Source organism: Priestia sp. TRN 1309 (assembly GCF_050846875.1).
GTDB lineage: Bacteria > Bacillota > Bacilli > Bacillales > Bacillaceae_H > Priestia > Priestia zanthoxyli.
Genome location: NZ_JBOZGM010000002.1, coordinates 962,080 through 974,408, shown reverse-complemented (window position 1 = coordinate 974,408; position 12,329 = coordinate 962,080). Strand labels below are relative to the sequence as shown.

13 protein-coding genes are annotated in these 12,329 nt (G+C 38.0%); 10 read left to right on the top strand and 3 right to left on the bottom strand.

Translation table 11 applies throughout. The annotated features are described in order from the left end of the window. The first annotated feature begins 261 nt into the window (after positions 1-261). On the top strand, positions 262-741 hold the full coding sequence (locus ACRPLQ_RS12280) for a GNAT family N-acetyltransferase (protein WP_205689768.1): 480 nt from the start codon (positions 262-264) through the stop codon (positions 739-741). Positions 742-777: 36 nt separating this feature from the next. Here ACRPLQ_RS12280 and ACRPLQ_RS12275 read toward each other — a convergent pair whose 3' ends face one another. Together ACRPLQ_RS12275 and ACRPLQ_RS12270 are read right to left on the bottom strand one after the other, a co-directional pair. Beyond that, positions 778-1,059, bottom strand: a complete 282-nt coding sequence (locus tag ACRPLQ_RS12275) for a phospholipase (protein WP_432236022.1) — start codon at positions 1,057-1,059, stop codon at positions 778-780. A 105-nt stretch (positions 1,060-1,164) separates the two neighbouring features. Then, positions 1,165-1,596, bottom strand: a complete 432-nt coding sequence (locus tag ACRPLQ_RS12270) for a MarR family winged helix-turn-helix transcriptional regulator (protein WP_165635960.1) — start codon at positions 1,594-1,596, stop codon at positions 1,165-1,167. A gap of 190 nt (positions 1,597-1,786) precedes the next feature. On the opposite strand from ACRPLQ_RS12270, the gene ACRPLQ_RS12265 reads away from it, so the two are divergent. From ACRPLQ_RS12265 to ACRPLQ_RS12255, 3 genes are all read left to right on the top strand, one after another. After that, positions 1,787-2,191, top strand: a complete 405-nt coding sequence (locus ACRPLQ_RS12265) for a CidA/LrgA family holin-like protein (RefSeq protein WP_033578834.1) — start codon at positions 1,787-1,789, stop codon at positions 2,189-2,191. Then, positions 2,161-2,853: an LrgB family protein gene (locus tag ACRPLQ_RS12260; protein ID WP_028413552.1), complete on the top strand. Its 693-nt coding sequence runs from the start codon at positions 2,161-2,163 to the stop codon at positions 2,851-2,853. Before ACRPLQ_RS12265 ends, ACRPLQ_RS12260 begins: the two co-directional genes overlap by 31 nt. A 393-nt stretch (positions 2,854-3,246) precedes the next feature. Further along, entirely contained in the window at positions 3,247-4,119 is an 873-nt protein-coding gene (locus ACRPLQ_RS12255; RefSeq protein ID WP_033578835.1) for an STAS domain-containing protein, read from the top strand. Between the two features lie 336 nt (positions 4,120-4,455). On the opposite strand, the gene ACRPLQ_RS12250 is transcribed toward ACRPLQ_RS12255, so the two are convergent. Beyond that, entirely contained in the window at positions 4,456-5,028 is a 573-nt protein-coding gene (locus ACRPLQ_RS12250) for a GNAT family N-acetyltransferase (protein WP_014460341.1), read from the bottom strand. A gap of 241 nt (positions 5,029-5,269) precedes the next feature. Here ACRPLQ_RS12250 and ACRPLQ_RS12245 point away from each other — a divergent pair, with 241 nt between their 5' ends. The 6 genes from ACRPLQ_RS12245 to ACRPLQ_RS12220 all read left to right on the top strand — a co-directional run bounded on the left by ACRPLQ_RS12245 (position 5,270) and on the right by ACRPLQ_RS12220 (position 12,012). Further along, positions 5,270-7,552, top strand: a complete 2,283-nt coding sequence (locus ACRPLQ_RS12245; protein WP_049164300.1) for an ArnT family glycosyltransferase — start codon at positions 5,270-5,272, stop codon at positions 7,550-7,552. A 13-nt stretch (positions 7,553-7,565) separates the two neighbouring features. Next, positions 7,566-8,531: a glycosyltransferase family 2 protein gene (locus tag ACRPLQ_RS12240; protein ID WP_033578836.1), complete on the top strand. Its 966-nt coding sequence runs from the start codon at positions 7,566-7,568 to the stop codon at positions 8,529-8,531. Then, positions 8,524-8,928: a GtrA family protein gene (locus tag ACRPLQ_RS12235; RefSeq protein ID WP_165635962.1), complete on the top strand. Its 405-nt coding sequence runs from the start codon at positions 8,524-8,526 to the stop codon at positions 8,926-8,928. Before ACRPLQ_RS12240 ends, ACRPLQ_RS12235 begins: the two co-directional genes overlap by 8 nt. Next, on the top strand, positions 8,925-9,812 hold the full coding sequence (galU, locus tag ACRPLQ_RS12230; RefSeq protein WP_165635963.1) for a UTP--glucose-1-phosphate uridylyltransferase GalU: 888 nt from the start codon (positions 8,925-8,927) through the stop codon (positions 9,810-9,812). The genes ACRPLQ_RS12235 and galU overlap by 4 nt, the downstream gene beginning before the upstream one ends. Positions 9,813-9,956: 144 nt before the next feature. Then, on the top strand, positions 9,957-10,631 hold the full coding sequence (locus ACRPLQ_RS12225) for a response regulator transcription factor (protein WP_013056822.1): 675 nt from the start codon (positions 9,957-9,959) through the stop codon (positions 10,629-10,631). A gap of 1 nt (position 10,632) precedes the next feature. Then, positions 10,633-12,012, top strand: coding sequence for a sensor histidine kinase (locus tag ACRPLQ_RS12220; RefSeq protein WP_432236021.1), 1,380 nt, complete (start codon positions 10,633-10,635; stop codon positions 12,010-12,012). Positions 12,013-12,329 lie beyond the last annotated feature (317 nt).

The window sequence follows — 12,329 nt, the reverse complement described above, 5'->3', positions numbered from 1 at the left end:
GTTATTGTTAGGTACTACATACCCGTTTTTTAACTTAAAGGTGTTTTTTATTTGTCTCACTCTAGGGGGTCAGTCCCCATTCATTGAGCGCTTTTTGTTACATACCTTATAAACAAGCTCATACAACGATCACATCACGTAAATTATCCTCTTTTATTTATTGGGAAAAATCGGTAGTATAAACATAATAAACAAAAAGGAGGAAGGTACGTGGAAACCGCTGTTTTAATTAAACCAGATGCAGCTTATAAAAAGGCTTATATGAGCTTTTATCATGAATGGAAAGCAAGCGGAGAAAAAATGATTCCGTGGGTCATTGCTAAAGATCCTGCTTACTTTGGAAAAATGGTTCAAGAGTTATTAGATGCAGAAAAAGGGATCGGATTAAAAAAAGGATTTGTACCCGATTCCACCTACTGGCTAATGCATCACGAAAGAGTAATAGGCGTAGTTAATATCCGCCATGAGCTAAGTGAAATACTTCGAAACAGCGGAGGACATATAGGGTATGGTATTCGGCCAAGTGAAAGACAAAAAGGATATGCCAAGCTGCTACTGAGGTTATCTCTTCAAGAAATTAAAAAGCTGGGAGTTCAACGGGCATTAGTTGTGTGTGATGATTGGAACACTGCTTCTCGTCGAACTATTCTGGCAAACGGTGGTATACAAGACGAGGATTATATAGAAGAGGACGGGGCTATTGTTCAACGCTTTTGGATTCATACGGATAAAATGGCATAAAAAAGAGATGAATTTTTTAATTCACCTCTTTTCTGCTTAGTCATATTGTTTTAAAGCTAACTTCAGCCGCATATAGGTATACATAGCGTATGCCTGTCTTCCTTTTAAACTGTACGGATTTGCTTTGGAGCAAAGACACTCAAGAAATTGCTCATCACATGAGCGGCATGATCGGTAATCTTCATAGCATAAATCATGGTATTTACAGCAGCAGTCTACATCATTTACAGGACATCCCGGACCACTGCATCCGGGGCCACACCATTTATAGCCGGGGAAGAGGCAGGGCGTGGCTTTCCGTTTATTCGGAACAGACATAATCATACATCCTTTTCAATAGTCTCTTTACATTAAATGCAAAAAAGAGAAAAGAGAAAGGGACAAACACCTTGCAGCAGTAGCCTAATTTTCATGAATTTCTATTTAATCGATAAATGCGTCATTCAGCCGCATTAATAGTTTGCCAAATAGCTCCTTTTCTTCACTTGACCATTTTTTTAACATACTATGATAGCGTTCAAGGCGCATTTGCTTATCAGTTTGCAGCATTTGTTTCCCGCGTGTTGTGATGTCAAATAGGCTGACTCGCCCATCCGAAGGATCAGAGGAGCGAGAAATAAGCTTTTTATTTTCTAAAGCAGCAGCCTGTCTAGAAAGAGTTGAAATGTCGAGTTTAAATGCTTCTGCCAGTTCTTTTACACGAGCTGGTCCAAATTCATCTAATTGCCGCAGCAATAAATAAGCTGATCTTTCTAGGTTTCCTATTTTATTTTCGGAATTATCAAGATAGACCGCTCGTCTAATAAAGGTAGTAAGTTCATATTCAATCAATTCAATTGAATTCTTTTCTTGCATTATAATCGCCCCTTACAAAATCATTCATTGACAAAGAAATATATACTTGTATAATACAAATGTATATATAGTTGTATAGTACAAGTAAAAGTAGGTAAAGTAAAGGTGTTTATATAGTTAAATGTTAGACAACATGACAAAATAAAGAGAGGAGGGCAGCTGTTCTTTATTTATAGGACAGTGACCTATAATGAAAGTGATACGAATCATTTTACAAATTGCGATTCTTTATGCTTTTTCTATGATTGGCGAAGCTGTTCACCATATGCTTCATCTACCTATTCCAGGCAGTATTATAGGCTTAATTTTAATGCTCATTTGCTTAACATGCAAAGTTGTTCCCATCAAAATAATTGAAGACGGAGCAAGTTTCTTGTTATCTTTTTTACCGCTATTATTCATACCAGCTATGGCAGGTGTGATGAATTATCCTTCGCTTCTTTCAAGCAGCGGAGCGGTTTTATTTTTAATTATTGTGCTTAGTACGATTGTTACGATGGCCGCTGCAGGGACTGCCAGCCAACTTTTGGAAAAGAAAGCGAACAAACGAAAGGAGAAACAACAGTGCAAGAATTCTTTATCGCGGTCTTTATAATCGTAGCTACAGTTGCTTTGTATCTAGTCATGGCAAAAGTATACGTGCGGTTCTCCTATCCGATTCTTATTCCTGTTTTAACTACAACCATATTCGTTATTCTTCTTTTGCTTGCTTTTCATGTTTCCTATGATGAGTATATGATTGGAGGCAAATGGATTAATTCACTTCTAGGACCAGCGGTTGTTGCATTAGCGTATCCACTCTATAAACAGCGTGAGATGCTAGTAAAATACAGCGTTCCTATTATTGGAGGGGTATTTGTAGGGTTATTCGCAGGCATGATCAGCGGACTCGTGTTTGCTGAAGTATTTGGCGTTGATCGAAGCCTGATTTTATCCATTATTCCTAAGTCTATTACTACTCCGGTAGCGATTCAGATCGCCACAGGACTAGGGGGCGTTCCATCGATGACCGTGGTATTTGTTATGATCGCAGGTTTTTCTGGAGTAATCCTTGGACCGCTACTTTTAAAATGGATTCGGATCAAGAGTTCTTTAGGAAAAGGAATTGCATTAGGCAGTGCTTCTCATGCGCTAGGAACTTCTAAAGCATTTGAATACGGTGAGCTAACGGTATCGATGAGTTCAGTATCAATGACGTTAAGCGCTGTATTAGGATCCGTTTTTGGGCCAATTGTTGTCTGGCTATTCCAAGTGTAAGGCGAGATAAAAGAAAGTGAATATAAAAAACGAGGCTGAGACAAAAGTATGTTAGTTAAAGTTGAACACGAACGATCTATTGAAAGGTGATGGATAGTTCGTGTTTTTTTATGCTCATCGTAAACGTAGATTTAATGTATGTATTGGCTTCTAACTGTTGATTTCGTTATGCCCCCATCTCGCTTTTTATATAAAAGCATAAATTTTTTCCGAAGCAAATTTTAAGTTGTGCGGCTCTTACTCTGGTACTATAATAAAAAGAAAGAAAATTCATAAAATAACCGCTTTTTTGTTATTTTTAGGAAGGCTAGTCAATTTTCGAATGGATAAGTAGGCTTAGTCAAGGTTATATATGCAGTAAAAATAGCAGAAAAGAGGAGCTGAACGTATTTTATGAAAGAGGAGCTCGTGTATATAGGAAAAAAGATTCTTGAACATAAATATAGCTTGTCAGAAAAATTAGCCGAACGTTTAGATGCTACACATACGCTAAGTCTAGAGGAATTGAAAGAAAAGAAAATTCTGAAGTGGCGAGTGTCAATTATGGAATACTTTGGGAGAGCTCTATTTGAAGAACAGGAGGCTGTACTTAAACTTGTTAAAGAATGGGCACTTGATACGGGTAAATATGCAGTGGAAAAAAATATTCCTTTAGAAAAAGCACTGGGTATCCTTCCAATCTATCGCAGCGTTATTTGGGATGTATTTACAAGAGAACTAGAGGAGCATCAGTTTGCTGCAATTACCATGCTGCATGTCAGTGAACGAATTGATCCACTTTTAGATACGGTAACATGTGTTTTTGGTCAAATTTATGACGAGCATAATCGATATATGATGAATTTAGCTTATACGTCACTAGAAGAACTTTCAGTTCCGCTCGTACCTGTCACAAAAGGGATTGCTATTATGCCGATTATTGGAGAAATTGATACCCACCGCTCGCAAGTTATTATGGAAACCTGCTTGAAAAAAGGGACAAGCCTTCAATTATCTTATCTTATTTTAGATATTTCAGGTGTCGTGATTATTGATACAATGGTAGCAGACAATCTTTTTAAAATTCATCGATCGCTTAAATTGGTGGGAGTGGAAGCTATTATAACGGGGATACGACCGGAAATTGCTCAAACGGTAGTGAAACTAGGAATTGATTTTAATCAAATTAAAACAGAAGCAAATTTAGAAGCGGCGCTTTTAAAAATTGGGTTTACACGTCCTGAAGAGCATAGCCGCACGCATGTGTCATCGCGGCGCATAAAATGACCGGCCATAAATATGGATTTCAGCATGTAGAAAGTAAGTGCATAGTAAAAAAGCGGATGTTAATCAACATCCGCTTTTTTACTTAATAAATGCGATATGCCATGGCAGCACAAAAGCATAAACGAGGAAGTATACCGCTATTGAATAGATAAAAAACCAGCCGTTTAAATAAAACAAGGGCAAGAATAAATAAGCATAAACTAACGGTAATCGGAAACCACAAACCGTGTGCAGATAAGTCTAAATGCTGAATTGCTTGCTCCAACATTGTTCACCTCAAAAGGAAGAGTTAGTGTTGAAGTTAGCCTGTGTTATGGAAAGTATTTTATACATTTTCTACGCGTTGCGCGTGTATTCTTCTCGCAAGATTGAATATAACTTTAAGTCTTGATGAGCTCCTTTAATAAACATGGCTTTTCGAATTGTTCCTTCATAAGACATACCGATTTTTTTCATCACTTTCTCAGAAGCGGCATTTTCAACAAAGCACCTGGCCTGAATGCGCACTAAATCCATTTCTTCAAATCCAAACGCAATTACTTTTTCAGCTGCTTCCGTAACAAATCCCTTATTCCAATATGCTTCAGAAATCGCATAGCCAATTTCCGCAATGCGATGAGTAGGGTTCCAAGTGACAAAGTCAATGGTGCCAATACATTTTTTCAGGGCTTTGATTTCCATAGCCCAAGGAGAAATGGATTGGTTGCTGTACTGCTTTAAAACGAAGGAAACAAACTCTTTTGTATCTTGAAGCTTTCGGTGCTTTTCCCAATTTACATATCTGCTTACCTTTTCATTTGAGGCATATTCAAACATGTCACGCACATCTTTTTTGGTAACTTTCCGCAAGCGGAGTCTTTCTGTTTCTAGTGTGGGTAAATTTCCGTATATATCTTTTACTTGAATCATAAAGTTGTCTCCTTTCTCAGCAAGAAGTGGATGAAGTGTTGATAAGAATGTTTCATAGAAGCTGCAGCATCCAAGAAAGATCCTTTTCATTTCATGTACTTGATTCTTTAATTGTAAAATATTTCATTGCTGAGCGTAAGAGGTCAAATAGCTTTTTAAAAAATAAAAACATTATTTTCACTGTTCATAATCAGTTCACATAAGCTTGTTAGACTAAAGTCAGAAATTACGAAGGAGTGAAATGAAACACATGAACAGTGAAGTGAAAGAAGAACGGACTTCAAACAAAAAAAGAATAGACTTATTTTTAGTTCCAATTGTTTTAATTGCAGCGTTTTTGAACTTATTTAAAATTTGGACAGATGAATACGCCAACGCTTATTACACGGCAGCTGTCAAAAGTATGCTTCAAAGTTTTCATAATTTCTTTTACGCATCTTTTGATCCAGGAGGCTATGTAACCATTGATAAGCCGCCGGTTGTGTTTTGGATTCAGACAATTAGCGCCAAAATATTTGGATTTCACGGGTGGAGCGTCATTTTACCGCAAGCATTAGCAGGCATCGGTTCAGTTCTTTTACTATACGTACTCGTGAAACGTACGTTTGGCGTATGGGCTGGGAGGTTTGCTGCTCTTGCGATGGCTCTGACGCCAATTGTGCCCGCGGTAAGCCGAACAAATAATATTGATAGTATGCTTGTGTTTACATTATTAGTAGCAACGTGGATGTTGTTTCGTGCTGTGCGTACAGCTAAATTTGGCTGGGTGTTAGCGGCTTTTGCGATGATTGGTGTTGCATTTAACATGAAAATGCTTCAAGCATACATGGTTTTACCAGCATTCTATGTTTTCTATGTAGTGGCAACCAAAATTACGTGGAAAAAGAAAATTGCTTTTTTAACAACAGCAACTGCACTGATGCTTGCTGTTTCTGTCTCATGGGCAGTCGTAGTAGATTCAACTTCGGCTGATAAGCGTCCTTATATGGGAAGCAGTCAAACAAATTCAGTTCTAGAGCTTGCTTTTGGATATAACGGTATCAATCGTTTAACTGGAAATACAAGCGTGACGGGAAGCAGTCATAAACAGCCTGCTCAAGCTCAGCAGCAAACAGCAAGCAGTGAAACAAAACAAACGAGTAATTCAAATGCTGAGTCTTCACAAAGCTCAAATCAAAGCAAGAGCAGCTCTTCTCAAAAGATGCAGGCTCCAGATGGAGGAAATCAAAACGGAATGTTCAACACGGGGAACCCTGGTCCATTCCGACTGTTCCAAAAAGGGTTATCAGATCAAATCAGCTGGTTATTACCATTTGTAATCTTTTCAATCGTGGGTCTATTTGCTGGAGTGAAATTTAAAGGGCCTTACACGGCAAAACAAAAAGAAAGTTTATTTTGGTTAGCTTGGCTGCTGCCGGTAGCTGTTTTCTTTAGTATCGCAGGATTTTTCCATCAGTATTATTTAATTATGCTGGCACCTCCAATCGCAGCATTTGCAGGAGCGGGAGCAGTAGCTTTATGGAGTATGTACAAACAGCATAATGGCTGGAAATCATGGCTGCTGCCGAGTGGTATTTTAACAACAGCAGCGCTTCAAGTATATATCATGTCTCCTTATGTCAGCTCAATCGGCGTAGCGCCAATTGCAGGTGTAGGGGCACTGGGCGTCATTTTAGCTCTTGTTTTAGCTATTCGTAAAGAGCGTAAAAATTCTGTAACGAATTATTTAGGAGTAGCAGCAATGGTTGTCTTGCTTGCAATGCCGGCGTACTGGGCGATGACACCAATTATTTATGGTGGAAATAGCATGCTTCCAGCAGCAGGTCCTGATTCTTCAAGCGGTATGGGAGGACCTCCAAGCACAGCTACAAATAGCAAACAGTCTGGCTTTAACGGCATGCAGCCTCCAGGAAGCTCTGGCAGCAATTCATCTTCAAACAATCAAATGCAGCCGCCAAGCGGTTCATCGAACGGCGGTCAAATGCAAATGCCGGGCGGTTCGTCCAACAATGGTCAAATGCAGCCGCCAAGCGGATCGTCAAACAGCGTTCAAATGCCAGGAGGCTCGTCCAAAAATAATGGTCAAATGCAAATGCCAAGTAGCTCTTCAAGCAAATTATCATCTTCAAAACGAAAAAGTGGAGGGATGAACGCAGAAGTAAACACAAAGCTACTAAACTATTTAACAAAAAATAATACAGGCGAAAAATATTTATTTGCCACAACGGATTCAACTTCAGCTGCGCCTTACATTATCAAAACGGGCAAGCCAGTCATGGCAATGGGAGGATTTAGCGGTTCAGATCCAATTCTAACGGTGAGTAAATTAAAATCTATGATTAAAAAAGGTGAAGTGAAATATTTCTACCTGTCTGGAATGGGTAAGGGAGGCCAATCTGACGTTATCACGTGGATTAAAGAAAATAGTAAGGAGATCCCTTCTTCCAAATGGCAGTCTACTTCATCAAGTTCTCAGCAAGGACCATCCGGAAACGGAACATTATACGAAATAACGCTTAAATAAGGAGGACATGAACATGAGTTCAATTATTAAATATTCTATTGTTGTTCCTGTCTACAACGAAGAAGAAGTGATTCATGAAACCTATCGCCGTCTAACAGAAGTGATGCGTTCAACGAAAGAAGCTTACGAGCTTCTTTTCGTGAACGACGGCAGTAGAGACCGAACGGCAGAAATTATTAAAGAGTACAGTGAGCAAGACCCAGCGGTTGTTTTATTAGATTTTGCCCGTAACTTTGGTCATCAAATTGCTATTACAGCTGGTATGGATTATGCACGAGGAGAGGCGGTCGTTGTGATTGATGCTGATTTGCAAGACCCGCCCGAATTAATTTTAGAGATGATTGAAAAATGGAAGCAAGGGTTTGATGTTGTATACGCTAAGCGTACAAAGCGAAAAGGAGAAACATATTTTAAAAAGCAAACAGCGGCTATGTTTTATCGTTTCTTACGTGCGATGACCGATATTGATATTCCGCTCGATACAGGGGATTTTCGTTTGCTAGATCGTAAAGTGTGCAATCAAATGAATAGCATTCAAGAAAAAAATCGCTTTGTTCGCGGATTAGTAAGCTGGGTTGGCTTTAAGCAAATAGCAGTAGAATATGAGCGAGACGAGCGTTTGGCCGGGGAGTCAAAATATCCTTTGAAAAAGATGCTGAAGCTTTCAATGGATGGCATTACGTCTTTCTCCTATAAACCGCTGAAGCTAGCTAGCTATGCTGGTGTAACGCTATCAGGTGTTGGTTTTATTTATCTTTTAGTGGTGCTGTATTTGAAGTTATTTACAGACAGCACCATCACAGGGTGGTCGTCATTAATTGTCATTCAGCTATTCTTTAGCGGCATCATTTTAATCATTCTTGGTATGATCGGAGAATATATTGGTCGCATCTACGATGAAACAAAAAATCGTCCACTCTATATCGTCCGTGAAAAGTATCAGCTTGAAACACGCAAGGAAGTATCACTTCGTGACTAACAAATGGATACCCTTGATTAAATTTGCGTTAGTAGGAGTTGTAAATACACTGATTGATTTTGTAGTATACGCACTTTTAACAACAATCGGTGTGAACTACATACTAGCGCAGTGGATTTCATACAATGCGGGCATTTTAAACAGTTATGTCATGAATCGTAAATGGACGTTTGAGAAAAAAGAAAAAAGCAGTAAGCGTGAAGTGATTTCATTCGTGATCGTGAATTTAATCACTTTATCCCTAACATCTTTTCTGTTGACTGTTCTATATAATAAATGGGGTATACCACTGCTAATCAGTAAACTTTTAATTACAATCGTAAGTGTCGGTATCAATTTTATTGGCACCAAATTATTTGTATTTACTACTAAAAAAGAAAGAGGGATTCATATATGACGATAAAAAAAGCAGTTATTCCAGTAGGCGGTTTAGGAACTCGATTTTTGCCAGCGACAAAAGCGCAGCCCAAAGAAATGCTGCCAATTGTCGATAAGCCTGCTGTACAATACATTGTAGAAGAAGCTGTGAAATCAGGCATTGAAAGTATTATTTTTATTACAGGTCGAAATAAAAAATCAATTGAAGATCATTTTGACAAATCAATTGAATTAGAGCAAATGCTTGAAGAAAAGCACAAGTTCGAAATGTTAAAAGAAGTACAAACGATTTCATCAATGGCCAGCATTCACTATATTCGTCAAAAAGAGCCGTTAGGACTTGGTCATGCTATTCTTTGTGCTGAGCAGTTTATTGGAGATGAGCCGTTTGCCGTTCTTCTTGGAGACGATATTATGACTTCTGAAGAACCTACGCTCAAACAGATGATTCAAGCGTATGAAACGACTAATCAATCAGTTATTGGAGTTCAAAAAGTGGATGTTGAAGAAGTATCAAAATACGGCATTATTCAGCCGAAAAATAAATCTGGCAGCATTCACGAAGTGAATGACTTGATTGAAAAACCATCAATAGAACAAGCTCCGTCAACGATTGCCGTTATGGGCCGCTACATTTTAAACCCTTCTATTTTTTCTTATCTAAAAACGATTGAAAGAGGGGTAGGAAATGAATTACAATTAACAGATGCACTGCGCGTGGTATGTGAAAAAGAGCGATTGTTTGCTCTTGAACTTGAAGGGCAGCGCTTTGACATTGGAGATAAGGTAGGCTATATGAAAGCAATGGTAGAAGTAGGGTTAAAGCGTAAAGATTTACGTCAAACGTTTTTATCGTATTTGGAAGGAATTGTAGAAAAAGAACGAGCAAACAACTTCAGCTAATAAGAGTTAATCAGTTTGTTCATATTCAGTTCATATTTGAAGTATAAAATCATTGTATGATCTTATGTGGCTCTCTGTTTGGTATAAACAGAGAGCTTACTGTGCGTAAAAGCTGGACAAACTTAGGAATAGGGAGAGACATGTATGATTCAAATATTAGTTGCAGATGATGATCAACACATTCGAGAGCTGATATCATTATATTTAGAAAATCAAGGATTTAAAATTATAAAAGCAGCAGATGGTGAAGAAGCGTGGGCGAAAATGGAAGAGTTTCGAATTGATCTAGCGGTCGTTGATATCATGATGCCATTTAAAGACGGATGGGAACTAACAAAGGAAATTAAGGAGTATTTTGATATACCGGTTTTGATGGTAACAGCTAGAGGCGAATCGCATGATAAACTAAAAGGATTTGATATCGGAACAGACGACTATGTCGTGAAGCCTTTTGATCCTCAGGAAATGGTTGCTCGTGTAAAGGCCCTTTTACGCAGGTACCGAGTAGAAGCTAACAATGTAATTTATATGGGGAATATAAAATTGGACCGTACCAAATTAGAGATGAGTGCAGGAGAAACAAGCGAACAGCTACCGTTAAAAGAGTTTGAATTACTGTTCACATTAGTTAGTTCTCCAGGAAAGATTTTTACTCGTGATCAGCTTATTCAATTAATTTGGGGATATGATTATGAAGGTGATGAGCGCACGGTAGACGTTCACATAAAACGTCTGCGAGAGAGGCTTAATCATATGAAAAACGTCGGTATGGAAATCAAAACAATTCGCGGACTAGGCTATAGAGCAGAAGGGTGTTAACGTGAAATCAATTTATGTAAAGCTGGTTCTGTCGTTCATCATTACAATTTTATTGAGCGTTGTGATTACCGTTGTCGTCACGACATTTCTTAGCAAGCAGAAGCTCGAAATGCGATTAGGTCAGGATATGGTGAAGATGGGAGAAGATTTTATCGATTTGTACGGAGCAGAAGACTCCGATAAAGCTGCAAGGTTTTTATCTAATTCATCATTCATTCATTTTTCGTTTATTATTATTGATGATCAGCATAAAGAGAAAGTATTAGGACAGCCGGGACCGCCTATTCCAATTACACCGAAAGAAGTAGATCAAGTATTAGACGGGAAGCGTTATTCTAATTTAAACGAGGAAAAAGGTGATCGTCCACAGCCAAACGTAGTGGGTCTCCCTTTTAAAGAAAATGGACGGTCGTATGCTCTATTTATTCAGTCTCATCCACAGCGGCAATTTTCAGTTATTCAAGATGTTCAAAATATCCAGCTTATTACGATTTTATTAGTAGGTATTGTATTGTTTGCATATGTTTCAACGATTATTATTAAACCGATTAAGCGTCTCAGTACAGCGATGAAAGTTGTCGGACAAGGCGAATACAATGTGCAAGTCGAGCACGTAGCGAATGATGAAATTGGTCTGTTAACTAAAAACTTTAATCAAATGACTAAAGAATTAAACAAAATAGAAACGATGAGGCAAGAGTTTATTGCTAGCGTTTCGCATGAAATTCAATCACCGCTGACCTCTATTCGCGGTTTTTCAGCGGCACTTAAAGATGATATCGTCAGTGAAGATAAAAAGATACAATATTTAACGATTATCGAAAAAGAAAGTACAAGACTATCTCAGCTTAGTTCCAATTTGCTAAAGCTTGCTTCTCTTGACTCTGAACATCAAACGCTAATGCTGCAGCAATACCGTTTAGATGAACAAATCAGGCATGTGGTCATGGCTTTAGAACCTCAGTGGATAAAAAAGAACATAGAAATTGACCTTGATTTATCCAATGTTCAAATAGAAGCAGATAAAGATTTGTTAGAGCAAGTTTGGCTAAATTTAGTAACAAATGCTGTTAAATATACGCCTGAAAATGGATTTGTGAAAATATCCATTCATCAAAAAAACGAAGAAATAGACGTGAAAATAAAGGATAATGGAATTGGTATTATCGAAGAAGATCAAAAATATATTTTTGAAAGCTTTTATAAAGTAGATAAGTCCAGAACGTTAAAAGGAAGCGGCCTCGGTCTAGCTATTACAAAAAAAATTGTGCGACTGCATGAGGGCGCAATACGTGTTGAAAGCAAAAAAGAACAAGGAAGCATCTTTACGGTAACTTTGCCTATCCAAAAAAATAGGAATAAAAAAGACTCGTCTGTGTAAGTTCATGCAGATGAGTCTTTTTTTATTAGGTCAAAGATATAAAAAAAATTAATAATATCTATTTATTTTTTTAATCCCTACTTGACATATAGGTAAAGTGTAAATAATATAGATAGTATAAATCTTTTGAAAAAATTGGGATGCTAAAGAAGCTGATCGGTCAACCGAAGGCTCATACTTGTTCGCTACTGGTGTGGGCCTTTTCTGTACATTGGTTGTGGTCATTAAAATCTCAATCTTCAACTGAACATATGGGGAGGATTACGATGTATTTATCTTCTGCACATTATACAAGTACTTATAGATGTTGTTCGCTT

Excerpts from the sequence above, each read along its gene's own strand:
- ACRPLQ_RS12280 (WP_205689768.1), top strand. The coding sequence starts at position 262 with ATGAGCTTTTATCATGAATGGAAAGCAAGCGGAGAAAAAATGATTCCG.
- ACRPLQ_RS12275 (WP_432236022.1), bottom strand. The coding sequence starts at position 1,059 with ATGTCTGTTCCGAATAAACGGAAAGCCACGCCCTGCCTCTTCCCCGGC.
- ACRPLQ_RS12270 (WP_165635960.1), bottom strand. The coding sequence starts at position 1,596 with ATGCAAGAAAAGAATTCAATTGAATTGATTGAATATGAACTTACTACC.
- ACRPLQ_RS12250 (WP_014460341.1), bottom strand. The coding sequence starts at position 5,028 with ATGATTCAAGTAAAAGATATATACGGAAATTTACCCACACTAGAAACA.
- galU (WP_165635963.1), top strand. The coding sequence starts at position 8,925 with ATGACGATAAAAAAAGCAGTTATTCCAGTAGGCGGTTTAGGAACTCGA.
- ACRPLQ_RS12255 (WP_033578835.1), top strand. The coding sequence starts at position 3,247 with ATGAAAGAGGAGCTCGTGTATATAGGAAAAAAGATTCTTGAACATAAA.
- ACRPLQ_RS12225 (WP_013056822.1), top strand. The coding sequence starts at position 9,957 with ATGATTCAAATATTAGTTGCAGATGATGATCAACACATTCGAGAGCTG.
- ACRPLQ_RS12240 (WP_033578836.1), top strand. The coding sequence starts at position 7,566 with ATGAGTTCAATTATTAAATATTCTATTGTTGTTCCTGTCTACAACGAA.
- ACRPLQ_RS12245 (WP_049164300.1), top strand. The coding sequence starts at position 5,270 with ATGAAACACATGAACAGTGAAGTGAAAGAAGAACGGACTTCAAACAAA.
- ACRPLQ_RS12265 (WP_033578834.1), top strand. The coding sequence starts at position 1,787 with ATGAAAGTGATACGAATCATTTTACAAATTGCGATTCTTTATGCTTTT.